Annotated in this window: 23 protein-coding genes and 3 pseudogenes; 22 read left to right on the top strand and 4 right to left on the bottom strand. The window is 49.8% G+C overall.

From position 1 onward, the window contains the following. Nucleotides 1-60: 60 nt before the first annotated feature. From MBEAL2_RS32995 to argF, 12 genes and pseudogenes are all read left to right on the top strand, one after another. A pseudogene (locus MBEAL2_RS32995) lies at nucleotides 61-153 on the top strand (DUF2179 domain-containing protein); the annotation flags it as partial. 30 nt (nucleotides 154-183) lie between these two features. Continuing rightward, nucleotides 184-1,047: a transketolase gene (locus MBEAL2_RS17315; RefSeq protein ID WP_047153527.1), complete on the top strand. Its 864-nt coding sequence runs from the start codon at nucleotides 184-186 to the stop codon at nucleotides 1,045-1,047. Next, entirely contained in the window at nucleotides 1,047-1,985 is a 939-nt protein-coding gene (locus tag MBEAL2_RS17310) for a transketolase family protein (RefSeq protein ID WP_201780827.1), read from the top strand. The genes MBEAL2_RS17315 and MBEAL2_RS17310 overlap by 1 nt, the downstream gene beginning before the upstream one ends. A gap of 70 nt (nucleotides 1,986-2,055) precedes the next feature. After that, complete coding sequence (locus MBEAL2_RS29415) at nucleotides 2,056-2,493, top strand: c-type cytochrome (protein ID WP_052947787.1); 438 nt, start codon at nucleotides 2,056-2,058, stop codon at nucleotides 2,491-2,493. 235 nt (nucleotides 2,494-2,728) lie between these two features. Beyond that, on the top strand, nucleotides 2,729-3,880 hold the full coding sequence (locus tag MBEAL2_RS17300) for a hypothetical protein (protein WP_047153526.1): 1,152 nt from the start codon (nucleotides 2,729-2,731) through the stop codon (nucleotides 3,878-3,880). Next, nucleotides 3,852-4,100 carry a hypothetical protein gene (locus MBEAL2_RS17295; protein WP_047153525.1) on the top strand — a complete coding sequence of 83 codons (249 nt, stop codon included), beginning with the start codon at nucleotides 3,852-3,854 and terminating at the stop codon, nucleotides 4,098-4,100. The genes MBEAL2_RS17300 and MBEAL2_RS17295 overlap by 29 nt, the downstream gene beginning before the upstream one ends. A 184-nt stretch (nucleotides 4,101-4,284) precedes the next feature. After that, nucleotides 4,285-5,321 (top strand): annotated as a pseudogene (gene argC, locus MBEAL2_RS17290) (N-acetyl-gamma-glutamyl-phosphate reductase). 32 nt (nucleotides 5,322-5,353) lie between these two features. Beyond that, on the top strand, nucleotides 5,354-6,154 hold the full coding sequence (argB, locus tag MBEAL2_RS17285) for an acetylglutamate kinase (protein ID WP_047153524.1): 801 nt from the start codon (nucleotides 5,354-5,356) through the stop codon (nucleotides 6,152-6,154). Beyond that, complete coding sequence (gene argD / locus MBEAL2_RS17280) at nucleotides 6,151-7,332, top strand: acetylornithine transaminase (protein WP_047153523.1); 1,182 nt, start codon at nucleotides 6,151-6,153, stop codon at nucleotides 7,330-7,332. The genes argB and argD overlap by 4 nt, the downstream gene beginning before the upstream one ends. A 32-nt stretch (nucleotides 7,333-7,364) precedes the next feature. Beyond that, on the top strand, nucleotides 7,365-8,441 hold the full coding sequence (locus MBEAL2_RS17275; protein ID WP_047153522.1) for a carbamoyl phosphate synthase small subunit: 1,077 nt from the start codon (nucleotides 7,365-7,367) through the stop codon (nucleotides 8,439-8,441). After that, entirely contained in the window at nucleotides 8,434-11,676 is a 3,243-nt protein-coding gene (gene carB, locus MBEAL2_RS17270) for a carbamoyl-phosphate synthase (glutamine-hydrolyzing) large subunit (protein WP_047153521.1), read from the top strand. Before MBEAL2_RS17275 ends, carB begins: the two co-directional genes overlap by 8 nt. Further along, nucleotides 11,676-12,617: an ornithine carbamoyltransferase gene (gene argF, locus MBEAL2_RS17265; protein ID WP_047153520.1), complete on the top strand. Its 942-nt coding sequence runs from the start codon at nucleotides 11,676-11,678 to the stop codon at nucleotides 12,615-12,617. Before carB ends, argF begins: the two co-directional genes overlap by 1 nt. A gap of 14 nt (nucleotides 12,618-12,631) precedes the next feature. Here the strand turns inward: argF and MBEAL2_RS17260 are convergent, their stop codons facing one another. Further along, a complete protein-coding gene (locus MBEAL2_RS17260; protein WP_161798226.1) occupies nucleotides 12,632-13,090 on the bottom strand; it encodes a DnaA N-terminal domain-containing protein in 459 nt (152 codons plus the stop codon). Nucleotides 13,091-13,351: 261 nt separating this feature from the next. On the opposite strand from MBEAL2_RS17260, the gene MBEAL2_RS17255 reads away from it, so the two are divergent. The 10 genes from MBEAL2_RS17255 (at nucleotide 13,352) to MBEAL2_RS17215 (ending at nucleotide 22,817) form a co-directional block, all read left to right on the top strand. Further along, nucleotides 13,352-14,605 (top strand): argininosuccinate synthase, encoded by a 1,254-nt coding sequence (locus MBEAL2_RS17255; RefSeq protein WP_047153518.1) that lies wholly within the window; start codon nucleotides 13,352-13,354, stop codon nucleotides 14,603-14,605. Next, nucleotides 14,602-16,026, top strand: a complete 1,425-nt coding sequence (gene argH / locus MBEAL2_RS17250; protein WP_047153517.1) for an argininosuccinate lyase — start codon at nucleotides 14,602-14,604, stop codon at nucleotides 16,024-16,026. The genes MBEAL2_RS17255 and argH overlap by 4 nt, the downstream gene beginning before the upstream one ends. Nucleotides 16,027-16,249: 223 nt before the next feature. Continuing rightward, nucleotides 16,250-16,936 carry a cell division ATP-binding protein FtsE gene (gene ftsE / locus MBEAL2_RS17245; RefSeq protein WP_047153558.1) on the top strand — a complete coding sequence of 229 codons (687 nt, stop codon included), beginning with the start codon at nucleotides 16,250-16,252 and terminating at the stop codon, nucleotides 16,934-16,936. After that, complete coding sequence (gene ftsX / locus MBEAL2_RS17240) at nucleotides 16,926-17,816, top strand: permease-like cell division protein FtsX (RefSeq protein WP_047153516.1); 891 nt, start codon at nucleotides 16,926-16,928, stop codon at nucleotides 17,814-17,816. Before ftsE ends, ftsX begins: the two co-directional genes overlap by 11 nt. A 53-nt stretch (nucleotides 17,817-17,869) precedes the next feature. Continuing rightward, nucleotides 17,870-19,084 carry a murein hydrolase activator EnvC family protein gene (locus MBEAL2_RS17235; protein ID WP_047153515.1) on the top strand — a complete coding sequence of 405 codons (1,215 nt, stop codon included), beginning with the start codon at nucleotides 17,870-17,872 and terminating at the stop codon, nucleotides 19,082-19,084. Nucleotides 19,085-19,166: 82 nt separating this feature from the next. Further along, nucleotides 19,167-20,630: a S41 family peptidase gene (locus MBEAL2_RS17230; protein ID WP_047153514.1), complete on the top strand. Its 1,464-nt coding sequence runs from the start codon at nucleotides 19,167-19,169 to the stop codon at nucleotides 20,628-20,630. Nucleotides 20,631-20,724: 94 nt separating this feature from the next. Continuing rightward, nucleotides 20,725-22,035, top strand: a complete 1,311-nt coding sequence (locus MBEAL2_RS17225; RefSeq protein ID WP_052947786.1) for a PDZ domain-containing protein — start codon at nucleotides 20,725-20,727, stop codon at nucleotides 22,033-22,035. Continuing rightward, nucleotides 22,032-22,262 carry a DUF2198 family protein gene (locus MBEAL2_RS17220; RefSeq protein ID WP_047153513.1) on the top strand — a complete coding sequence of 77 codons (231 nt, stop codon included), beginning with the start codon at nucleotides 22,032-22,034 and terminating at the stop codon, nucleotides 22,260-22,262. Before MBEAL2_RS17225 ends, MBEAL2_RS17220 begins: the two co-directional genes overlap by 4 nt. Before the next feature lie 66 nt (nucleotides 22,263-22,328). Then, nucleotides 22,329-22,451 (top strand): hypothetical protein, encoded by a 123-nt coding sequence (locus MBEAL2_RS33660; RefSeq protein WP_269082486.1) that lies wholly within the window; start codon nucleotides 22,329-22,331, stop codon nucleotides 22,449-22,451. Nucleotides 22,452-22,541: 90 nt separating this feature from the next. Next, nucleotides 22,542-22,817 (top strand): hypothetical protein, encoded by a 276-nt coding sequence (locus MBEAL2_RS17215; protein WP_047153512.1) that lies wholly within the window; start codon nucleotides 22,542-22,544, stop codon nucleotides 22,815-22,817. 161 nt (nucleotides 22,818-22,978) lie between these two features. On the opposite strand, the gene MBEAL2_RS17210 is transcribed toward MBEAL2_RS17215, so the two are convergent. The 3 genes and pseudogenes from MBEAL2_RS17210 to MBEAL2_RS34010 all read right to left on the bottom strand — a co-directional run bounded on the left by MBEAL2_RS17210 (nucleotide 22,979) and on the right by MBEAL2_RS34010 (nucleotide 23,811). After that, nucleotides 22,979-23,344 carry a hypothetical protein gene (locus MBEAL2_RS17210; protein ID WP_047153511.1) on the bottom strand — a complete coding sequence of 122 codons (366 nt, stop codon included), beginning with the start codon at nucleotides 23,342-23,344 and terminating at the stop codon, nucleotides 22,979-22,981. 153 nt (nucleotides 23,345-23,497) lie between these two features. Next, a pseudogene (locus MBEAL2_RS33655) lies at nucleotides 23,498-23,653 on the bottom strand (transposase); the annotation flags it as partial. Between the two features lie 14 nt (nucleotides 23,654-23,667). After that, nucleotides 23,668-23,811, bottom strand: coding sequence for a helix-turn-helix domain-containing protein (locus tag MBEAL2_RS34010; protein WP_369405508.1), 144 nt, complete (start codon nucleotides 23,809-23,811; stop codon nucleotides 23,668-23,670). Nucleotides 23,812-23,974 lie beyond the last annotated feature (163 nt).

Here is a 23,974-nt window from a genome sequence, read left to right as displayed (position 1 = left end):
GCTTCAGCGCTTTCACCTTCTAAGAACCATGCCGGATGGGCAACCGTCCGGCAATACATATTGAAAAACGTTGTAAAGCGTCAGGACCCCAATGCGTTTGTCATCGTAAGCGACGCGAATGAAGTACTTGGAGAAGGTTTTCGGAGAAATTGACGTATATAACGGAGACGGAGGAGTGGGGAAATGAACAGAGTTGCAGAAAGCCAAATGACAGAACTGCAGCAGCATGCAAGCAATATTCGCCAGGAAATTGTAAAAATGGTGTCAGCCGCGAACTCGGGGCATCCGGGAGGATCACTCTCAGCGACCGATATCGTAACCGTGCTGTATTTCCATGAAATGAACGTAGGACCGGATAAAGCGGACGACCCGAACCGTGACCGGTTTATTCTAAGCAAGGGACATGCCAGCCCGGTGCTGTATGCAGCGCTTGCAGAAAAAGGCTTCCTTCCGAAAGAGGAGCTTTCCACGTTCCGTAAAATCAATTCCCGCCTGCAGGGGCACCCGAGTAAAAAGCTTCTCCCTGGCGTAGAACAGAGCACAGGTTCACTGGGCCAGGGATTGTCTTCCGCCAACGGAATGGCGTTAGCCGGAAAGCTGGACAAGCTCGATTATCGCGTGTATGCCCTGCTTGGTGACGGAGAAATCCAGGAAGGAATGGTTTGGGAAGCGGCGATGGCTGCCGGCCATTATAAGCTCGACAATCTCGTAGCGATCCTTGACTACAACCACCTGCAAATTGACGGTATCGTCGATGAAATTATGGACGTGGCGCCTGTAACCGATAAATTCCGCGCGTTTAAATGGCACGTTATCGAAGTGGACGGCCATGACATGGAACAAATCATCGCCGCGCTTGATGAAGCAAAAACAGTAAAGGGCAAACCTACCTTTATTCTTGCCAAAACGGTAAAAGGAAAAGGTGTATCGTACATGGAAAACGTAGCCGGCTGGCACGGTACGGCACCGAATGCAGAGCAGTTGAAGCAGGCGCTGGATGAGCTGTGCGGCTGCGACATTAGCGAGGATGTTGGAGGGGATAAGTAATGGAAAAGACAATACAGAAAATCGCAACCCGTGACGCTTACGGTGAAGTATTGGTCGAGCTTGGCCATGAGAACCCTGACATCGTTGTACTCGATGCTGACCTTGCAAAATCTACGAAAACAGAGAAATTCGGCAAAACGTTCCCGGATCGTTTCTTCGACGTGGGGATTGCGGAGGCGAACATGATCGGGATGGCGGCAGGGCTTGCTACCTGCGGAAAAATTCCGTTCGCCAGCACGTTTGCCCTGTTCGGCTCGCTTCGTGTAGCCGATATGATCCGCAACTCGGTTTGCTATCCGAACCTGAACGTCAAAATCGCCGTAACCCACCAGGGCCTCACGCTTGGGGAAGACGGGGCCTCCCACCAGGCGGTGGAAGACCTTGCGCTGATGCGTGCGATTCCGAACATGACGGTGATTGTTCCGGCGGATGCGACGGAGACGAAGAAAGCGATCCGGGCTGCGGCTAACACATACGGCCCAATGTACATCCGGATGGGACGCCCGAACGTGCCGGTTTTATTCGATGACAGCTACGAATTCAAGATCGGAAAAGGCGTGCAGCTCCGTGAAGGAAATGATATCGCGATTATTGCCATGGGCGTAATGACGCACATGGCGGTGGAAGCGGCTGAAACGCTGGCGAAGGAAGGTATCCAGGCGCGCGTGATTAACATTTCCACACTGAAGCCGCTGGATGAGGAAATTATCATTAAAGCAGCCCGTGAGACCAAAGGAATCGTAACAGCGGAAGAAGCGAATATTTATGGCGGTCTTGGGGCTGCTGTAGCTGAGGTGATTTCTGAGAATCACCCGACGATGCTCCGCCGTGTCGGTGTGAAGGATACATTCGGCGAATCAGGAACACCGGACGAACTGCTCCAAAAATATGGCCTAACCGCTGAAAATATTGTGGCGAAAGCGAAGGAACTGCTTTAATATCATACAGTTTGAAAAGTCCCTCCCTGGTTCATACTAAGTCTGAAGTATGACCATAGGAGGGATTTTTGTGAAAAAGTGGATACAATCCATCAGCATGGCGATGCTGGTGCTTTTTCTTGTTGCCGGCTGTGCTACATCCAGCAAGGACAACAATAATGCGGGTGGCCAGACAGGGAATCAAACCGGCGGTGGAACGAATGGCGGCCAGGCGGGAGGCGGAAAAGCTGGCGGTAACACAGGAGGCCAGAACGGCGGTCAGAAGGGCGATCAGAACGGTGCAAACACGGCCCAGGCGCAGAAGCTTTACCAGGGGAAGTGTATTTCCTGCCATGGCGGGAATTTGGAAGGCGGCATGGGGCCAAGCCTGACGAAGGTTGGCAGCAACTACTCGAGCGTGGATAAGCTTCAGGCAAAAATCAAAGCCGGCGGGGGCGGAATGCCTGCCGGTCTTGTAACGGATGCTGAAGCGAAAGTTCTTGCCCAGTGGCTGAGCACCCACAAATAAATAGATTTATTAAAAAGGATGTTTCGCTGTGGAACGTCCTTTTTTACTGTTATACCTTGTCCCCCCCTTCCTCGCGGAAGGGAAAGGCAAGTAGACTGAACTCCCTTTTTTCGGTCCCTTAAATTTCCTCTTGACAATAGTAAAAAAGTTTTTTCTTCCCCCCACAAATTCACTTTCTCCTCACGAATACTTATAGCACAAAGTAAAAACCAACCGAGATTGCGAGGAGAAGATAATGAAAAAGACAGTTTTATTTGGAACTTTTGCTTCTGTGATGCTGTTCAGTGTACCGGCTTTCGCGTGCGATGACCATGTCTCAGTGCCTGCACCTGTGCCCAGTACAAAAACGGTAACGTCCTATGCTCCACTGGCGAATACTGCTTTCGGAACAATGGTTGAGAAAATAAAGACTGCAACACAAACGGTATCTTCCTCCCCCACCAGCCCTGTCGTTACAGCCGCACCGCTGCCTGCACAGATGGGATCAGGGAATGCACCGGCTCCGGCACCAGTCGTCTCATCAGCGACAGACCAGCCTGTACCTGTGGCCGTAAAAACAATAGAAGGCCTGGTTAACACCGCGAAAGAGCTGCAGGGAGTGCTGACAACCTATGCGACGACTGCCGCAACGCCCGAAAGCCAGACCCAGATCAGCCATATCGCCAACATTTATATTAACGTTCTTGTGAATATCCAGGGGACGGTTGAAAAGTCGAATCTCCAGGTTTCGCAGCAGCAGATGGATGAATGGGCGAAAAAACTGGAAGAGGCTACGGCTTTAAACAAGGCTTTGCTGGAAAAGCTCCAGGTCCAGCAGCAGCAAACGATTGAAACTACAGCCACAAAAACGCTGCTTGTTGTGTATTCATTAAAAGAAGAGCAGTCTCAGAAAGTGGAGGTTCTGAATGAACAGGGATTAAATCGCGACTTACTTGTTCAGGCTTACAAAATTTCAGAAATTTCAAATAAACCACTTAATGAGGTTATCCTTCTTATCAAAACGAAAGGAGTCGGGGAGGCTGTAAAGGTTCTTGGTGTACAGCCGGGACAAATCAAGAATAATAGCATCGATATCTCCATAGTAAAATCCACTATTCTGCTGCCTGAGAAAAAGACCGAACCTATAAGCGTGGTAAGCGGTGCAGTAAAAGAGACGGATGTCACCCTTACGAAGGTGAAATTGAATGAGAAGGTGCACGAAAAGGTGCACGAAAAGAATAAAAATAAGAATCTGTTCCATGAGAGCAGCCATGCCGTGGTTATCCCGGTGAAAACAACTGAAAACAGCAAAGAAATGAACAATTGTATTGTCAATTTCTTCGATTACACAAAAAAAGAAAACCAGGGCCGAAAAGGAAATGAACCACAAGGAAAAATATTCGGTTGACTATAAAGTAAAGATAAACTATGACAACAAGGAAAAGGGCCAAAATGGACAGCAATCGATGAACTATAAAGTAAAGGCAGACGACAAGAACAAAGAAAAGAGCCACTCCGTTTCCCATTCTGTGAGCCATGAAGTGAACCATAAAAACGGAGAACATGGAGAACATGAGGTAAGCCATAGCGTAGAGCATTCGGTTAGTCATACGAACAACAAGAAATAAATAGAAACGTGTAGAAGCTGAAACATGCAGGCGAATTCTCGCTTGGACTATGTTTCAGCTTTTTTACGGTATAGAAGCCATGTCCGCGATGTTTTTCCTATTTTAAAAAAACTTGTTGAATTATTATTCTTATATACGTATAATAATTCATAAATCATGCAGAAACGAGAATAATGGGGGAGAAATCGTGAATATATCAATCATCGGGGCGACAGGATACAGCGGTGTTGAACTCATCCGGCTGCTTGGGCAGCATCCCGAAGCCGTTATAACGTCCGTTTATTCAAACTCACAGGCTGGTACAGCCTTACACGATATTTATCCACACCTGAACCACATCTTTACGGAAAGCCTTCTGGAAATCGATTGCGAGCAGATAAAAACAAACTCCGACGTTGTGTTCATTGCAGCACCGTCAGGAGTAAGCGGACAGCTCGTTCCGCAGCTGCTGGATGATTCGCTGAAAGTTATCGACCTATCCGGCGATTTCCGCCTCGCCACACCTGAACTGTATAACGAGTGGTACGGAAAGCAAACGGCAGCACAGGAATACCTCAATCGAGCCGTATATGGTTTGTCCGAATGGATGGCGGAAGAGGTTAAGGGTGCCTCCCTTATTGCCAACCCGGGCTGTTACCCAACGGCGACTCTGCTGGCACTCCTGCCGCTCCTGCAGAATAATTTGATTGATGAAAACTCGATTATCGTAGATGCGAAGTCCGGCGTAACCGGGGCAGGCCGCTCGGCTTCGCTCGGCACACACTTCTGTGAAGTAAACGAAAGCATCTCGGCTTACAAAGTAGCAAAGCACCAGCACACCCCGGAAATCGAACAGACGCTGGCCCGCCTGACCGGAAAAAACGCTATTATCTCTTTTACGCCTCACCTTGTGCCGATGAACCGCGGCATCCTGGTTACCGCCTATGCGGCCCTGGCAGAGGGAGCCGGCGCGGTTCAGGTCGCAGAAGCTTTCAGCGCAGCGTATGAAGGCAAGCCGTTCGTAAGGCTGCGGCCGGGCGCCCACCCGAAAACGAAAGAAGTATACGGCTCGAACTATTGTGACATTGCCTGGCATATCGATGAGCGCACCGGGAGAGTCGTGCTCCTTTCCACCATTGACAATGTAGTCAAAGGAGCCGCCGGGCAGGCAGTGCAGAACATGAACATCCTATTCCATTTACCGGAAACAACAGGCTTATGCTTACGCCGGTGTACCCGTAAGGATACGGAACGCCAGGAAAAGAGGAGAAATCATGCCAAATCAACTCGTCATTAAATGCGGCGGCAGCATGCTCAGTGAACTGCCGGATTCCTTTTACGAAGACATTGTAGAGATTAAATCCTCCGGTACCGACCCGGTCATTGTACACGGCGGCGGACCTGCGATTTCAAATATAGTAGCGAAAATGGGGCTCCAATCCCAGTTTATCGATGGCCTGCGGGTTACAGACGAGGAGACGCTCCAGGTCGCGCAAATGGTCCTCATCGGGCAGATAAATAAAGAAATCGTCTGCCGGATTCAGCAGGCGGGCGGCCGTGCGGCAGGCATCAGCGGAATCGACGGTCCCACGGTGGAAGTCATCCAGGGCCCTGAATACCTCGGCTTTGTTGGAGAAGTGCGGAACGTTGACCCGCTTCTAATCAGGACGCTTAGCGCGGCAGGGTACATTCCCGTTCTTGCGCCGCTCGGTGTCGATAGTACAGGGCAGGTTTACAATGTGAACGCCGACACGACGGCTGGAGCCGTTGCCGGTGTACTCGGGGTAAAACAATTGATTATGGTAACGGATGTCCCGGGTGTCATGCAGGAAACCGATGGGGTAAAGCGCGTGCTTCCCGAACTGGGCCCCGGGCAGATAGAGAACTTGATCGAAGAGGGCGTTATCTACGGCGGCATGATTCCAAAGGTAAAAGCAGCGCTTGACGCACTCGGGCAAGAGGTCGAGGAAGTGCTCATTATTAACGGATATGAACCCGGCATTCTTCGCCAGGTAGCGGCAGGGGAGCCGGTCGGAACAAAAATTGTAGCTGAAGGAAAGGTGGCAAACAAATGAGCAGTCTTTTTCCTAACTATGGACGCTGGCCGATTCGCATTGTGAAAGGGGAAGGGAACTACCTGTGGGATGAAGCGGGAAATCCGTATCTCGATTTTGTTTCCGGCATCGCCGTTACTTCGCTCGGCAACGTTCCGCCGAAGGTGAAGGCGCAGGTACAGGAGCAGCTTGACACACTCTGGCACTGCTCGAACCTTTTTGAGATTCCGATCCAGGAGAAACTTGCGGAGAAACTCGTGTCTCTCACGTGCGGGGACCGGGCGTTTTTTTGCAACAGCGGCGCGGAAGCAAACGAGGCGGCCATTAAGCTGGCCCGCAGGTATACACAAAAAATTCTCCAGCAAAATCGCTATGAAATCATTACATTTACCCAGTCTTTTCATGGGCGCACGCTCGCGACCCTCACCGCAACCGGCCAGGCCAAAGTCAAGGAAGGCTTTGCTCCTCTGCCGGAAGGATTCACCATTGTTCCTTACAACGACGGCGAAGCGCTTGCAGCGGCGATTACGGATAAAACGTGTGCCATCATGCTGGAAATGGTCCAGGGAGAAGGCGGTGTCCACCCGGCCTCTCCGGAGTTTGTGGAACAAATTCAAACGCTGTGCGCCGAGCACAATTTGCTGCTCATTGTAGATGAAGTGCAGACGGGGATCGGCCGTACGGGCAAATGGTTTGCCCACCAGCATTATGATATACAACCGGATATTATTACCATGGCCAAAGGGCTCGGCAGCGGGTTTCCCATCGGTGCGATGATCGGAAAAGAAAAGCTGGCAGAAGCGTTCGGGCCAGGGAGCCACGGCACGACGTTCGGCGGCAACCCGCTCGCCTGTGCGGCCGGGCTTGCCACGCTTGAAACAATAGAAGAAGACGATTATCTTTCTCGCGTAAATGAAATGAGTGCATATTTAACAGGGAAATTGCATGAACTTGCAGCTGTCCACCCCGAAGTGGTGGCCGTACGGGGAAAAGGTTTGCTGTTAGGAGTCGAGCTAAAGATAGAAGCGGCTCCGCTTGTGGAGAAAATGCGCAAGGAACGCATCCTGCTGCTCCAGGCGGGCCCGAATGTGCTCCGCCTTCTCCCGCCGTTTACGATTGAGAAAGAAGAAATCGACCGGGCTGTCCAGGTGCTTGACAGCACTCTCCGTCTCTCGGCTGCAGCCACACCGTCTTCATAAGAAACGAGCATACTAGCAAAGGAGTGGAAGAGATGAAAGGATACCTCGTATTAAGTACGGGTGATATTTTCGAAGGGGAATGGTTCGGCCGTGCGGAGGATTGCACAGGAGAGGTCGTATTTAATACAGGAATGACGGGGTACCAGGAAGTTTTCTCTGACCCTTCCTACGCAGGTCAAATCATTACATTCACATACCCGCTCATCGGCAACTACGGAATCAACGAAGTAGACTATGAAAGTATCAAGCCGGCATGCAAAGCCATGCTGGTCGGTGACTTGTGCAGCCGCCCAAGCCATTACCAATCGGGCCATTCGCTGGCCGAAATCGCGGAAAAATTCGGCATTGGCGGGCTTTCCGGAGTTGATACACGCGCCATTACGCATATCGTCCGCACGCAGGGTGAAGTGTATGGCCTGCTGACGACAGACAAAGAAAAGCTGGCCTCCTTCCAGCCTGCACCGGTTGGCCATGTCGTGCCCGGCGTTTCCGTGGCGAAGGTGCAGCAGTACAGCCCGGAAGCAGAAGGCCCGCACGTTGTTCTGATTGACTACGGCTATAAAAAATCAATCCTCGACAATTTGCTTGCGGGTGGCTGTAAGGTAACGGTTGTTCCTTACAATGTTACGCGCAAAGAAGTAGAGGCGCTGCAGCCGGATGGCATTTTCCTCTCGAACGGCCCGGGAAATCCGAAAGACCTGAAGCCCCAGCTTCCCGAGCTGAAGAAGATTATCGAGAGCTATCCGACGATGGGCATTTGCCTCGGACACCAGCTTATTTCACTTATTTACGGCTGTGATACCGAGCGCCTTCCATACGGACACCGGGGAAGCAATCATCCTGTGAAGAGTATCCAGACAGGCAAAGTGTACATGACTTCGCAAAACCACGGCTACGTGGTGAAGGAAGAAAGTCTTGCCGCTGCGCCGCTCGAGCTTACGTTCCGTAACGTAAACGATAAATCGGTCGAGGGAGTGCGCCATAAGACACTGCCGGTTTTCTCAGTACAGTTCCACCCGGAGGCACACGCCGGCCCGGATGATACGAATTTTCTATTCATGCAGTTTATCCAACAATGCCAGGTAACAGGAGAGAAAAGCTATGCCTAAACAACCCGACATAAAGAAAGTGCTCGTCCTTGGCTCCGGCCCGATCGTAATTGGGCAGGCGGCGGAGTTTGACTACGCAGGCGCACAGGCGTGCCTCGCGCTGCGGGAAGAGGGTGTTGAAGTCATCCTCGTCAACAACAACCCAGCCACCATTATGACCGATGACGAAGTGGCGGACCGCATCTATATGGAGCCGCTCACCGTCGACTCGGTGGAGAAAATCATTGCAAAAGAACGCCCGGACGGCGTCCTTCCGACCCTCGGCGGTCAGACCGGGTTAAACCTGGCAATGGAACTGTCCAAAGCGGGCGTGCTTGCTAAGTACAATGTCCAGCTTCTCGGGACACCGCTCGATACGATTATTAAGGGCGAAGACAGGGAAGAATTCAAGCGGATGATGCAGGAAATCGGCGAGCCCGTTCCTGAAAGCGAAACCGTAACGACGGTGGAAGACGCGGTGTCTTTCGCGAACAAAATCGGCTATCCGGTCATTGTCCGCCCCGCCTACACGCTAGGCGGTGCCGGTGGCGGATTTGCCGCCGGCGAAGAGGAATTGCGCACGGTGGCTAAGCGCGGTCTTGCCGCCAGCCCGATTCAGCAGGTGCTCATCGAGCGCAGCATAAAAGGCTGGAAAGAAATCGAATACGAGGTCATGCGCGATGCGAACGATACGTGCATCATCGTCTGCAACATGGAAAACTTCGATGCGGTTGGCATCCATACCGGGGACTCGATTGTCTTTGCGCCTTCCCAGACGCTGACAGACCGCCAGTACCAGATGCTCCGTTCGGTCGCCACCAAGGTTATCCGGGCACTGGGCGTTGTTGGGGGCTGTAACATTCAATATGCGCTGGACCCAAATAGCGACCAGTACTATTTAATCGAAGTAAATCCAAGGGTGAGCCGTTCATCGGCGCTCGCATCCAAGGCAACCGGCTATCCGATTGCGCGCACGGCGGCCAAACTGGCGCTCGGCTATCACCTGGATGAAGTTGTGAATCCGATTACCGGCTACACCTACGCCAGCTTTGAACCGGCCATCGACTATGTGGTCGCAAAAATTCCGCGCTGGCCGTTTGATAAATTTCCGCACGCCGATCGCTCGCTCGGTACACAGATGAAAGCGACAGGCGAGGTTATGTCCATCGATCGCACGCTGGAAGGGGCACTGCTCAAAGGCGTTCGCTCGCTTGAAATCGGCATCCAGCATGTCGAGCTTCCGTACGTGAAGGATGCGGCAGAGGAGGAGCTGGACGCTGAGCTGACAAGAGCGACCGACCTGCGTATTTTCTATATCGCCGAGGCGCTGCGCCGCGGCATGAGCGTAGACGAGTTGTATGCAAAAACGGAGGTCGACCGCTTTTTCCTGCAGGCGCTTGCCCGCATTGTAGATATCGAAAACACGTTAAAAGAAACGCGCTGGCGTAAAATGACGCCGGAGCTGCTGAAGGAAGCGAAGCTGCGCGGGTTTGCCGACAGCACGATTGCGAGCCTGTGCGGGGTTAGCTTTGAAGAAGTGCGGGAGCAGCTAAAAGTGTGGGACATTACCCCCGCTTACAAGCTGGTTGACACGTGTGCGGCCGAGTTCGTTGCCGCTACCCCGTACTATTACTCGACCTGGCAAGGCCGCGACGAGGTGCCTGTAAAGAAATCAGGCAAAAAAGTACTCGTCCTCGGCTCCGGTCCGATTCGGATTGGCCAGGGCATTGAATTCGATTACTGCTCGGTGCACGCGGCCAAGGCACTGAGAAAACAGGGGATTTCCGCTGTTGTCATCAACAATAATCCGGAAACGGTATCCACCGATTACAATACAGCCGACCAGCTTTACTTCGAACCGCTCGCGCTCGAGGATGTGCTCAACGTTATCGAAAAAGAGCACGTGGACGGTGTCATGGTGCAGTTCGGCGGCCAGACTGCCATTAACCTGGCGGAAAAGCTGATGAAGGCGGGTGTCCATGTGTATGGAACTTCAGTCGAGGCCATCGACGCAGTGGAAGACAGGGAACAGTTCTATCAAATGCTGCGCAAGCTGAACATCCCGCACATTCCGGGAGAAGGGGTGAACAGCCAGCAGGGGGCGCACCTGGTAGCGGAAGAGCTTAGCTACCCTGTGCTCATCCGTCCTTCCTATGTTATCGGAGGCCGCGGCATGGTTGTGCTGAACAACCCGGAAGAGCTGGATCAGTATTTCGCTGACTGGAATCGTTACACATCGTCCGGCGCGCTTTTCCCGCTTCTCATCGATAAATACGTATCCGGCATGGAAGTAGAAATCGACGCGATTTGTGACGGAGAAGACATCCTAATCCCGGGCATTTTCCAGCATATTGAACGGGCCGGGGTGCACTCGGGCGACAGCATGGCGATTTTTCCTTCCCCGCATTTAAGTGAAGAACAATGCAATGAAATCGGCCGTTATGCGGCGCTCATCGCGGGTGAGATGAAAGCGTGCGGGCTCATTAACATCCAGCTTGTGCTTGATGATAAAGGCACGATTTACGTACTTGAGGTAAACCCGCGGGCTTCCCGCACCGTTCCGATCGTAAGCAAGGTCACCGGCATCCCAATGGTTGCACTCGCTACAAGAGCGCAGATGGGAGAAAAGCTGGCCGAGATGGGCTACGGCACGGGCATCCTGCCGCGCATCCCATTCTATGCGGTGAAGGGACCTGTTTTCTCGACGATTAAATTGAACGGTGTCGATCCGGCGCTCGGACCGGAAATGAAGTCGACCGGCGAAGTTATCGGTCTGTCTTATTCGATTGAAGAAGCGATCGGGAAAGCTATCGCCTGGAAGGAAGGCATCTGTGACTGGCTAGAGAAGGGAGATACGATTCTTCTGTCCCTCTCTGATCAAGATAAAACAAGCTTTGTGCCGCACATTCCAGCAGTAAAAGAACTGGAGCTGCAAATCATTGCGACACCGGGAACGGCGGCGCTCTTAAAAGAACATGGCATTGACGTACTTGAAACGATAGAAACCCAGGAGCGGGCCAAGCAGCTATGCGGGGAGCGGGCAGTAAAAGCGTTCGTCAACACACCGACGCTTGGAAACAAACGGGGCCGGCTCGGATTTGAGCTTCGCCAGCTGGCGCTTGCTCTCAATGTTCCATGCTTCACTTTCCTTGATACGTTTGCTTCTTACCTTGAAGTACACGGCTATGCGGCGGGTGATGTCATTGATTTAGGACAATACCTTCAGGAAGAAAAAAGAAAGGAGCCTGTGAAGTGATGATAGCGACAGAACAACTAAAAGGAAGAGACTTTCTTTGTCTTTCTGATTTTACTAAAGAAGAGATTCTCTATTTGCTGGAACTGGCGGCAAAACTGAAAGAGGAACAGAAGCAGGGGATTGCGCATCCGCTGCTGGCCGGCAAGACGCTTGGAATGATCTTTGATAAGGCATCGACCCGGACCCGCGTTTCGTTTGAGGTAGGCATGTACCAGCTGGGGGGAACGGCGCTGTTCATGAGCGGAAGAGACCTGCAAATCGGGCGCGGCGAGCCGATTCCGGATACCGCGCAGGTGCTCTCACGCTATCTGGATGGCATTATGATTCGTACATTCTCGGACGCAATGGTACAGGAACTGGCGGATTACGCCTCCATTCCGATTATTAACGGGCTGACCGATATGCAGCACCCGTGCCAGGTGATGGCGGATTTTCAGACGATTCTTGAGCAAAGAGGCAAGCTGGAAGGTTTGAAAATGGCATATGTAGGGGATGGCAACAACATGGTGCACTCACTCATGATTGGCGCAGCCAAAGTCGGCATGCATATCTCCGTTGCATCCCCTGAAGGATACCAGCCGGATGCAGGTGTAACAGAAATGACCCGCCGTTTTGCGGCCGAGACAGGCAGCCAGGTTGTCGTCACGGCGGATCCGCGGGAAGCGGTAGCCGGTGCGGATATTATTTATACAGATGTGTGGGCGAGCATGGGCCAGGAGGAGGAGCAGCAGGAGCGCATTCAGAAGTTTAACGGGTTTGAAGTCAACGAAGCGCTGCTGCAGTCAGCAAAACCCGATTATGTGTTCATGCACTGCCTGCCGGCTCATCGCGGAGAAGAGGTCGCGGCTGAGATTATCGATGGAAGCCACTCCGTGGTGTTTGACCAGGCGGAGAACCGCCTCCACGCGCAGAAAGCGATTCTTGTAGCAACAATGAGATAGGAAAGAACCCCCGGCTATTTAACAGGCCGGGGGATTTTTGTGGGAGAGGCTATTTTTTTTATGTCATTTTTTATGTCTAACAGTTGGGTTTCCACTCTGTCCAGCCGCTGGTTCAGCGACTGCATTTCAGCCAGCACCTGCTCCATCAGTTCTCTACTGGCGCGGTCGTTTTCCTCCCGCATATCCACTTTCGGCGGCAGCTGTTCCATGCTGTAGCGGAGGTAATCTTTTACTGTGACGGTAAAGGCAAGTACGTATCGTTCTCCTGCTACCTCGAACAGGGTGTCTTCAAGCAGGTCTTTCATGCGTGTTTCGATCCACTGGCGGGTAAATTCATTTTCTGCCCCGATGATCATCCGGTTATTGGCTTCATCGAATGACTGCAATGTTAATCCTTTGATCCACGTTTCAAAGCTCGGCCCGGACATCTTCTTCTGAAGACGGTTCATCGTCTCCTGCCAAATGGTATCCATTGTTTTCACCATGTGTTCTCACTCTACTTTCTTCTATGTACATAGAGTAGTATTACCCGCTTTTTCTTTATTTTAACGAAAACATACAGCTGTTGTACCGGGAAGGAAGATTTATTTTAATTTCCAGTATCTGTTTCTTGGGACTCATAATTTTGATTTAGACTATTTTTTAAAAAAACTATTGAATTTTTATTAGTTTAGATGCATAATGTTGCATAAGGAATCCAAAGTATTGGACGTGGAGAAGGGAAGGATAGAAACATGGCAAAAGACAAAATTATACTCGCCTACTCAGGTGGGCTTGATACATCGGTAGCAATTAAGTGGCTTCAGGAGAAATACAACTACGACGTCATCGCGGTGGCGCTGGACGTAGGCGAAGGAAAAGACCTCGATTTCGTGCGTGACAAGGCCATCCAGGTCGGCGCGATTAAATCATACGTAGTTGATGCAAAAGAATTGTTCGCCAGCGAATTTGTACTTCCGGCGCTGAAAGCCAACGCAATGTATGAGGGAAAATATCCGGTTGTATCCGCACTCTCCCGCCCGTTAATTGCGAAGGTTCTCGTGGACATTGCCGCAGAAGAAGGCGCAGTTGCGATCGCACACGGCTGTACAGGGAAAGGAAACGACCAGGTTCGCTTCGATGTTTCGATTACAGCGCTCAATCCTGAACTCAAAATCGTCGCTCCTGTCCGTGAATGGGGCATGAGCCGTGACGAAGAGATTAAATATGCAATGGAACATAATATTCCGATTCCAATCGATTTAGATAATCCGTTCAGCATCGACCAGAACTTATGGGGCCGTGCGTGCGAGTGCGGGGAGCTGGAAAATCCATGGAATGAACCGCCGGCAGGCGCTTATGACCTGACAGTTGAACTGGCAGATGCACCGGACACACCGGAAGAAATCGAAATTGAATTCGTTCAAGGGAAGCCGGTTGCACTAAACGGGGCGCCGATGCTGCTCAGCGAATTAATCCTTGAGTTGAATAAAATTGCGGGCAAGCACGGGGTAGGCCGTATCGATCACGTGGAAAACCGCCTTGTCGGCATCAAATCCCGTGAAGTATATGAAGCGCCGGCAGCCATGACGCTCATTCTCGCACACCGTGAGCTTGAATTTTTAACACAGCCGCGTGAAATAGCACAGTTTAAGCCGATTGTTGAACAAAAAATCTCCCAGGTGATTTATGAAGGGCTCTGGTTCTCACCAATTACAGACGCTTTAAAAGCTTTTGTAGAGGAAACACAGCGCTTTGTAACCGGAACGGTTCGCGTCAAGCTGTTTAAAGGCCATGCGATTGTTGTCGGAAGAAAATCAGCTTCCTCCCTGTATGATGAGAAGCTTGCGACATACGGCACCGAGGATACGTTTGACCACCAGGCCGCGCTTGGATTCGTCAAGCTGTGGGGTATGCAGACAAAAGTGTTTGTGCAGGTGAATAAAGACCAGCTCGATCATACGCCGAAAGCGGTCGTAATAGATAAGAAGGAAGCGGTTAAGCAATGAAACTCTGGGGCGGGAGATTTACCAAAGCAACGGATAAACTCGTAGAAGAATATACAGCCTCGATTCAATTCGACCAGCAGCTGTGGAAGGAAGACATTACGGGTAGTCTCGCGCATGTCGCTATGCTAGGCAAATGCGGCATTATCGGAGAAGAGGAAGCAACTGTCATTGCTGAAGGGCTGAAGAAAGTAGCGGCGCGCATCGAGGCCGGTGACGCCGAATTTACGATAGCCAACGAAGACGTGCACATGAATGTGGAGAAAATGCTGCTGGATGAGGTCGGCCCTGTCGGCGGCAAGCTCCACACCGGAAGAAGCCGGAATGACCAGGTTGCGACCGATATGCATTTATACCTGCGGGCGCGCGTCATTGAACTTATCGATCTGACGGTGAAGGTGCAGGAAGCGCTTCTGGAACAGGCGAAGGCGAATACGGACACGATTCTGCCCGGCTATACGCACCTTCAGCGTGCCCAGCCGGTGCTGTTTGCGCACCACCTGATGGCCTATTACTCGATGCTGCAGCGCGATGCGGAGAGGCTGATGGACAGCTGGAAGCGGATTAATGTCCTGCCGCTCGGAGCGGGGGCGCTCGCCGGTACAACGTTTCCGATTGACCGGGAATTTGTTGCTGAACTGCTGAAATTCGATGCAGTTTATACAAACAGCATGGACGCGGTAAGCGACCGTGACTTTATTATTGAATTCCTTTCCCATGCTTCTCTGCTCATGGCGCACCTGTCGCGCCTCAGTGAGGAAATGATTCTCTGGATGAGCAATGAGTTTAACTTTGTTGAGCTGGATGATGCCTTCTGTACCGGCTCAAGCATTATGCCGCAGAAGAAAAACCCGGATGTGGCGGAACTCGTGCGCGGGAAAACGGGCCGTGTGTACGGAAATTTAATCGGCATGCTTACGGTGTTAAAAGGCCTCCCGCTCGCCTACAACAAGGATATGCAGGAGGATAAGGAAGGCATGTTCGATACGGTTGCTACCCTTCATGGAGCGCTCTCCCTGTTTGCGCCAATGATTCGCACCATGAAAGTGAAGAAAGAAAACATGCGCCAGGCGGTGGCGGAAGACTTCTCTAACGCAACCGATCTTGCGGACTACCTGGTCGGAAAAGGCATGCCGTTCCGCCAGGCCCATGAAGTTGTAGGGAAGAGCGTACTCTACTCTATTGAACAGGGCAAATATTTGCTTGATTTAACGATAGAAGAGTATAAGCAGTTCTCGCCGCTTTTTGAAGAGGATATTTACGCGGCGCTCGATCCGCGCCAGGTCGTAAATGCAAGGAATGTACTCGGAGGCACTGCGAAAAACCAGGTGGAAATCCAGCTGGCCCAGGCGGAAACGCAACTGAAATCCAGCCAGCTCTGGGTAGAGAACCATTATAGCAAAATCGATGTATCGCTTATTTAAAAACAGGAACGATTTCTCGTATAGAAGAGCATTCAAGACGATATCTAAGGCCATCTCTCCTAATCAGGAGGAGATGGCCTTTTTTCCATAAAAATTGTCGAAAATAATGTGCAATTGTTCATGCGTTTTACTCGACAAATGGTATAATAGTAGAGGTGTTTGCTGTTGAATGCTGTCATTTCCGAGGAAATACTGGAAAATAAATGTAGTTTGGGTGATATTTTTGATAGAAATGCAAGATGTATGGAAAACCTATCCGAACGGCACCGTCGCATTGCAGGGAATTGATGTGCGGATTAAAGACGGCGAATTTGTCTATGTAGTCGGGCCGAGTGGGGCAGGGAAATCCACCTTCATTAAACTTATGTACCGGGAAGAGAAAGCGACGAAGGGACAAATCGTCCTGAATACCTTTCAACTAAGCCGCTTGAAAGAACGGCAAATCCCTTATTTGCGCCGGAAAATCGGCGTTGTGTTTCAGGACTTTAAACTGCTTCCCCGATTGAGTGTATACGAGAACGTTGCCTTCGCGATGGAAGTTATCGAAGCTCCGAAGAAAGTTATCAAATCGCGTGTCATGGAAGTATTGGATATGGTGCGCCTTAAACACAAGGTCCGTTCCCTGCCGGATGAATTGTCCGGGGGAGAGCAGCAGCGGGTGGCGATTGCCCGCGCGATTGTGAATAATCCGGACATGATTATCGCCGATGAGCCGACGGGGAACCTTGACCCGGAAACATCGAATGAAATTATGAGCATCCTTCATGACATTAACCGCCGCGGCACAACGATTATCATGGCGACCCACAATAGAGACGTTGTAAACAGCATGCGCAAGCGCGTGATTGCCATAGAAGCAGGCCGTATTGTCCGCGATGAGCAGAAGGGGGAATACGGATATGAAGACTAGTACACTGGGCCGGCATATCCGTGAAGGGTTTAAAAACATCGGACGGAACGGCTGGATGACGTTCGCCTCGATTAGTGCCGTAACGATTACCCTTCTTATTCTCGGCGTCTTTCTTCTGCTTGCAATGAACATCCAGCATATCGTAGCAACGGTGGAAAAGCAGGTCGAAATCAAGGTTTCGTTTGATGTTACCGCCGACAGGGCTGTGGCCAAACAAGTGGAAGCCAAAATCAGGCAGTTTCCTGAAGTGGCACAAGTTACATTTGTCACAAAGGAAGAAGGACTGAAAAAAATGCAGGAGAGCTTTGGTGACAAAGGCTCCTTGTTCAAAGGCTTGGAGAAGGAAAATCCGCTGCCGAATGTTCTCATTGTAAAAGCGAAAACACCGCAGGAAACGGGAATGTTGGCCAAGAAAATTCAGCCGATTGAAAATGTGAAGGCAGTGAATTACCAGGAGCAAACGACCAATAAGCTGTTTGCCGTCACCGATACGGTACGGATAGTCATTGCTGCCTTTATTGTTGCGCTCGGATTTACTGCGATGTTTCTCATCGCTAACACCATTCGGTTAACAATTGTCGCGCGGCGCCGTGAGATTGAGATTATGAAGCTTGTTGGAGCGACAAACGGGTTTATCCGCTGGCCTTTCTTTATTGAAGGAGCTCTGATGGGCATTCTCGGCTCTCTGATTCCTATTATTATTCTCATTGTCGGCTACAGTTCTTTAACCACTTTCGTAAAAAGAAAGCTCGCGATTATTGTTGAACTGCTCCCACTGTATCCGCTCGCTTTTCAGATCTCTTTCATTTTGCTCGGAATTGGAGCGTTCATCGGGATATGGGGAAGTATGATGTCTGTTCGGCGTTTCCTGCGTGTGTAAGAGGCTAAGATTTCTAGCAAATAAAAATAGAGTTGGTTTATGGGGAGGAAATGATGACGAAGAAGTTCCTGATTCCGCTGGCAACAGCAGTACTGTTAACAACATTGAGCCCTGTCACCGGTTATGCAAATAAAGTAGCTGAAGTAAAAAAGCAAATCAGCCAGATTCAGCAGCAAAGCCAGGCGGCGAAAATTAAGGTGAATGAGATTGACAAGCAAATTGCCAGCGTGCAGGCTCAACAGCAGGACACGCAGGAAGACATCATGAGCATTGACTTGAAAATGAATGAAACGCAAGGAAAGATAGATGAGCTGAACCGCAGTATTAAGATGACAACCGGACAGGCGGAAGAGGCCGCCAAAGACCTCCAGGCGGCGATTGAGCGTGTGGAGAAGCGCGATACACTTCTAAAAACGCGTGTGTCCGCGATTTATGAAGCAGGGGATATTTCTTATTTGGAAGTGCTGCTCGGATCAAAGGATTTTGCAGACTTTCTGGACCGGTTAGATGCGGTGAAATCGATTGTCGATCAGGATGTTACGATTTTGGAAGACAATAAACGTGATCGCGATATTATTGAACAGAAGAAAAAAGAGATTGAAACAAATCTGGCAAATTTAAAGAGAATGCAGGCGGAAACGCTGGCCCTTTCCCAGGAGCTTGAGAAACAGAAGCAGGAGAAGGAACGCATCTTAAAAGAGCTTGAGGCGAAAGAGGGCGACCTGGTTGAAATTAAAGACGACCAGGAACAGGCATCTCTTGCGCTCGTGAATGAACTTCAGCAGAAGATTGAGGAAAAACGGAGACTCGAAGCGCAACGCCATGCTTCAAATCCAGGTGACACAAGCTGGACACCGCCGGCTGTTCATTCCGGCGGCGCATTTTACTGGCCTGTAGCCGGTGCCCGCATTTCTTCCGTTTTCGGCTACCGCATTCACCCGATTTTGCATTATAAGAAGTTCCATGACGGTACGGATTTTGCCGCACCGCAGGGCACGCCGATTCACGCGGTAGCCGCCGGGACGGTTGCATCAGCCGGTTATATGAACGGGTACGGCAACGCGGTCGTTATTTATCACGGGAACGGGCTGAGCACGCTGTACGGACATATCCGCAACGGCGGTATTCTTGTAAAAGAAGGCCAGCAAGTAACGGCGGGCCAGGTAATTGCGGAAGTCGGTTCCACGGGTCGTTCTACCGGGCCACACTTGCATCTTACCGTCATTCAGAACGGGACAAAAGTAGATCCGATGGCGTATTTCAATTAATTTCATCGTGGGTGGATATAGGATTCGTATATTTGCCGTATACTAATAGTAAATCGGATATGCTTAAAGGTGGTGCTCTTGATTGTATATTAAACGTCGTACGCTTATTGTCTTACTTATCCTGTCGCTTGTCTCTGGCAGTATCATAACGTTCACTGCAAACAATTATATCGGACAGGCGTGGGGAAGCTCCCATGTGGCTGCTCCTTATGCCGTGCAAAATGCAGGCAGCTCCGGACAGGGCGCGAATGGTGAACTGGGCAAGGTGTACGAAGCCTATCAATTAATTCAGAACTCGGCATTGGAAAAGAAGCAAAAGGTACAATTAGTTGACGGGGCCATAGAGGGAATGGTGAAGACGCTCGATGATCCGTTCTCCAGCTATATGAACCAGAAAGACACGAAAGACTTTAACTCTTCCTTACAATCAACATTTGAAGGAATCGGAGCCGAAGTAACGTTCAAGAACGAGAAGGTAACGATTGTTTCTCCATTTAAAGGGTCACCGGCTGAAAAGGCCGGGTTACACCCGGAGGACCAGATTCTCAAAGTAAACGGCAAAAGCCTCGAAGGGCTCAGTCTCTCGGATGCCGTCATGAAGATTCGCGGGCCAAAAGGAACGAAGGCCGAGCTTGAAATCGTGCGGGCGGGTACAACGGAACCGATGAAAGTCGTCGTTGTCCGGGATGATATCCCGATTGAGACAGTGTACGGAGAAACGATTACGAAGGACGGGAAGACGTACGGGAAATTGGAAATCACCCAGTTCTCGGAAAATACCGCCCGTCACTTTAAGAATGAACTAAAGAAGCTTGAGGCTAAGCAAATCAGTGGATTAATCGTGGACGTTCGCGGAAATCCCGGCGGATTGTTGAACTCGGTCGTTGACATCGCAAACCAGCTCGTTCCGAACAAAGGGGTTATTCTCCAGGTTCAGTACGGGGACGGGAAGAAGGAAGTGTTCCGTTCCGAGATGGGCAAAGCGAAATATCCAATCGTCGTTCTCGCCGACAAGGGAAGCGCGAGCGCTTCTGAAATTCTTGCCGCCGGGCTCAAGGAAAACGGCTATAAAGTAGTCGGTACGCAAAGCTTTGGTAAGGGAACGGTGCAAAATACGCTTCCGCTAGAAGATGACAGCCAGCTGAAAATCACCATTGCGAAATGGCTGACACCGGACGGCAATTGGATCCATAAAAAAGGGATAACACCGGATGTGAAGGTAGAGCAGCCTGCTTACTTTAAGGCAACCGCAATACCTGACAGCAAAGAGCTGGCAAAAGACATGAACAGTCCGGAAGTGAAAAACCTACAGCTGATTTTAAACGGAATTGGCTCGAATCCGGGCAGACAGGATGGATATTTTGACAGCCGTACAGAAACAGCGGTCAAAACGTTCCAGGGCCATCATCAGCTTCCGGCAACGGGAAAAGTGGATAAGAAAACAGCCGCCCTGCTGCAGGAGGAGCTCATTAAACGAATCAAAGACAAGAAAAATGATATTCAGCTGCAGACCGCAGTTGACGTGCTAAAGAACGAGGCAAAATAAAAACCAGGCAGGGATTCGGCCTGAGTATGTAGAATCATAAAACCACGGCGGTAAAAGCCGTGGTTATTTTTTATAACACCTGGAGGGCTTGCAAGTGGATTTTTGGTTCGCTTTTCTCATTGACTTTCTTAAACAAATACCCCAGTTCTTTTTGAGCCCTGTTTTCTATCTTTTTCTGTTTTTTATTTTCCTGCAGTATCGCAGGCTCGTTATAACGGAGCGGCGCCTGTTTCATGTACGCATTACTTCACCCGGGAGGGAAACCCTTCTGGCACTCGGGTACGGTGCTGCCGGGGGGCTGGCTGCCTCTATCTTTTTGCTTGTGCTGGGCGTTGCCCTCTCTTCGGTTGACGTGGCAGCACTGTGGATTGTAAGCGCTGTGCTTGCCTTGTTCCAGTCACGTTTTCTCAGTGCTTCTTATGCGGCTGGCCTGCTCGGCATTTTATCTTTTATTGCCCGTTTCATTCCCGCCGGTGAATCATCCGGCTTCTTGTTCCAGGCAGCAGAGTGGCTCCGTTCGATCCATGCCCCTTCGCTTCTCGCCCTTGTTGCGGTTCTTCACCTGGTGGAGGGAGTCCTGCTGCGCCGTTCAGCTGAGCAGGGATTCTCTCCTGCGTTCGTCGCCGGGAAAAGAGGGCAGATTATCGGGGCTTATCAGATACGGAAATTTTGGTTTTTTCCCCTTGTTTTATTATTTTCCGGAGAGCCGGCAGGAAGGTATGAGCTTGCCGCTTTGTCTTCCTGGTGGCCGTGGTTTTATGGGGGGACAGCCGCGCTCGGCCTGCTGCCTTTTCCGGCGGCCATCTCCTATACCGATCTGGCCGTCTCTTCGGTCCCGCAGGAGAAGGTCAGGCGGGCTGCGAAACCGGTATTCCTGTATGGAATTGGACTGCTGCTGCTCGCTTATGCGGCGAAATACTGGATGCTGGCCGGACTCCTTGCCTCTATTGTTGCGCTTACGGCTCCCGAATGGATGAGGCTGTACAGCAAGCTGAAGCAGCGGACGGCAGTCCCCTTCTACGTAAAGCTGAATAAAGGTGTGCGCGTGCTTGCGGTTATACCGGGCAGTCCTGCGGATGAGATGGAGATTGTTACCGGCGATATTATCACGAGAGTGAACGGAAATGATGTCAACGCCATCGAAGATATTTATCCGGCGCTGCAGCAGCAATCCGCTTTCTGCAAAATGGAAGTCATAAACCGGGAAGGCCACGTGAAATATGTGCAGCGCTCGCTTTACCAGGGCGATCATCATCAGCTTGGCATCGTGGCGGCGTCGGATGCGCGGACAACAGGATACGTAAAGGGACAGTGGTTTGACTTGTTTCACTCAAAAATAGAGATAGATAAGTTATCACAGGGAGACCCGGTAGAAACCGGGCAGGGAAAGGATGTTACGTTGTGATTGGTAAGATTATCGTTGCCTTGCTTGTTCCTTTTGCATTGGCGGCAGGACTCTCTCGTTTTTCTATGAACATATGGGTTGGCATGATCGCTACGCTCGGCATTATGATGGCTGCATTTAACGGTCCGTACCAGCCGCTGCCAGTCGTGTTAACCGGTGTTGTTTCTGGCCTGGCAGGGACCTATGTGGGGTATCTCTGGTTAAAAGGAAAGAGTATAACGAAGTAAGACATGAAGCAAAAGGAATCATAGAATTAAATCAAAACCAAATTATAACGTTAGGAGGTGTGGCAAATGACCAACACTCAGGATAATATTATTGAAAAAATTACTTCAACAAAATCCATGATTGAGTCATATACTGCTAATTACGAAGCCTTACCATTTCCTCCTTTCGTTAAAGACCTCGAACACTGACATTGATTCACTGTAAGCGAATGGAGATCGCCGGTTATCGGTAAATCATCAATATCATTCAACCCTAATAAGGCTTCTACAATTTTAGATGTGCTGAGCGACATATCAGAAACTGGGGAAGAAATTGTTGAAGTAGTTGGTGAACTGGTAGGTGCTAATGTAAGGACCAGGGTATTTGAGTTTAAAACAAATGATAACGAGAAGATTACTGGACGTATTGCTAAAGATGCAATTAGGGAATCTTCAATTATATTGGGCTCTCAATCTAAAGTTAATCTGATAAAGGTTATCACAACGTATGTAACGACAGGACAAGAAAAGATATCTTGGACGTTAAAAGGCATCCAACAAATGGATGAACTATAATTGTTCGCAAAAAGACCTGGCATGCGGCCGGGTCTTTTTTTATTCTGTTTTAGGAAGAGTGATTTTACTCCGGATAAACACAATGTATAATATAAAAGCTCCCCAGGAACGTACTGGGGAGCTGAAAATAATAATAAGATAGTGTACAAATTAAATACTTTCTAACTGATATTTGGGCAGACAACGAACGAACCGTTAGCTGTACCTTGTCTGATACTAATTTGCACACATCTAAAAGGCCGAGACACCCTTCTTCTTCTACCGTTTATTACTCTTGTAACAAGAAATCTACGGCTAACAAAAATAACAGTAACATTTTGAAGGCTTATGATATTTCGAACAGCTTGGATGTCTCTTCTTCGTACAGCTTGTCTAAAATCTTCCGTCCTTGAAGAAATATTGGCTGCAGCAGTTGAAATTGCATCTGCGACAATCATGAGGTCGTCACCTTGTGCAATCTTTACTTTTTTATTGTTCCCGATATGTTGATATTTTACATCTTGTATTTTAAAACTAGGTTGTACCAATGCGTTCTCCTCCTTTCATAATCAACTACTATATTGTATGAAGGAAAGGAAGATATGCTTGGACTAACATACATATTAAATCTATAGTTTTTTAAAATATATAAGTTGAATCTTTGAATTACATCTTTATGCAGAGTCGGTCAATTACTTCCACTTGATTTTTTGAATCGTCGAGTAAAAGACATTGTTCACTACAGATTCTTTCAACCACTTCCAAAGGCCCTCTATTGCATTCAAGTTGGGGCTGTAAGGTGGCAGGAAGACCAACGCTAACCGGTCTTTATTCTCCTCCAGGAAAGGTTGAATGGCCTGGTAATCACGAATCATCTATAGGCCGAGACATAATGGTGAATGGTTTTTACACAACGCCCCATGATGTCTGCAATTTCACGCTGGGTATATCCCTTGAGGGAAAGGTAGACAGATTGAAAACGTTCATAGGATCTTCGATCCTTGGCTTCTTTGATCGCTGTTTGTATTTTTAAGATTTCTTCTTAATTCGTCATCTTAGATGCATCCTCTCGTGTTGCAAATTTTTTTACAATAATCTTTATTAAAGACACGATTTTTATTGTTTTTTGTAAATACCCAAGCATTAACTCAAGTACTGCATTTACTAATATATACAAA

It is taken from the genome of Aneurinibacillus tyrosinisolvens (genome assembly GCF_001015055.1).
In the GTDB taxonomy this organism is placed as follows: Bacteria; Bacillota; Bacilli; order Aneurinibacillales; family Aneurinibacillaceae; genus Aneurinibacillus_A; species Aneurinibacillus_A tyrosinisolvens.
The sequence above is the reverse complement of the archived record's forward strand: the minus strand, read 5'-3'. Positions and strand labels throughout refer to the sequence as shown.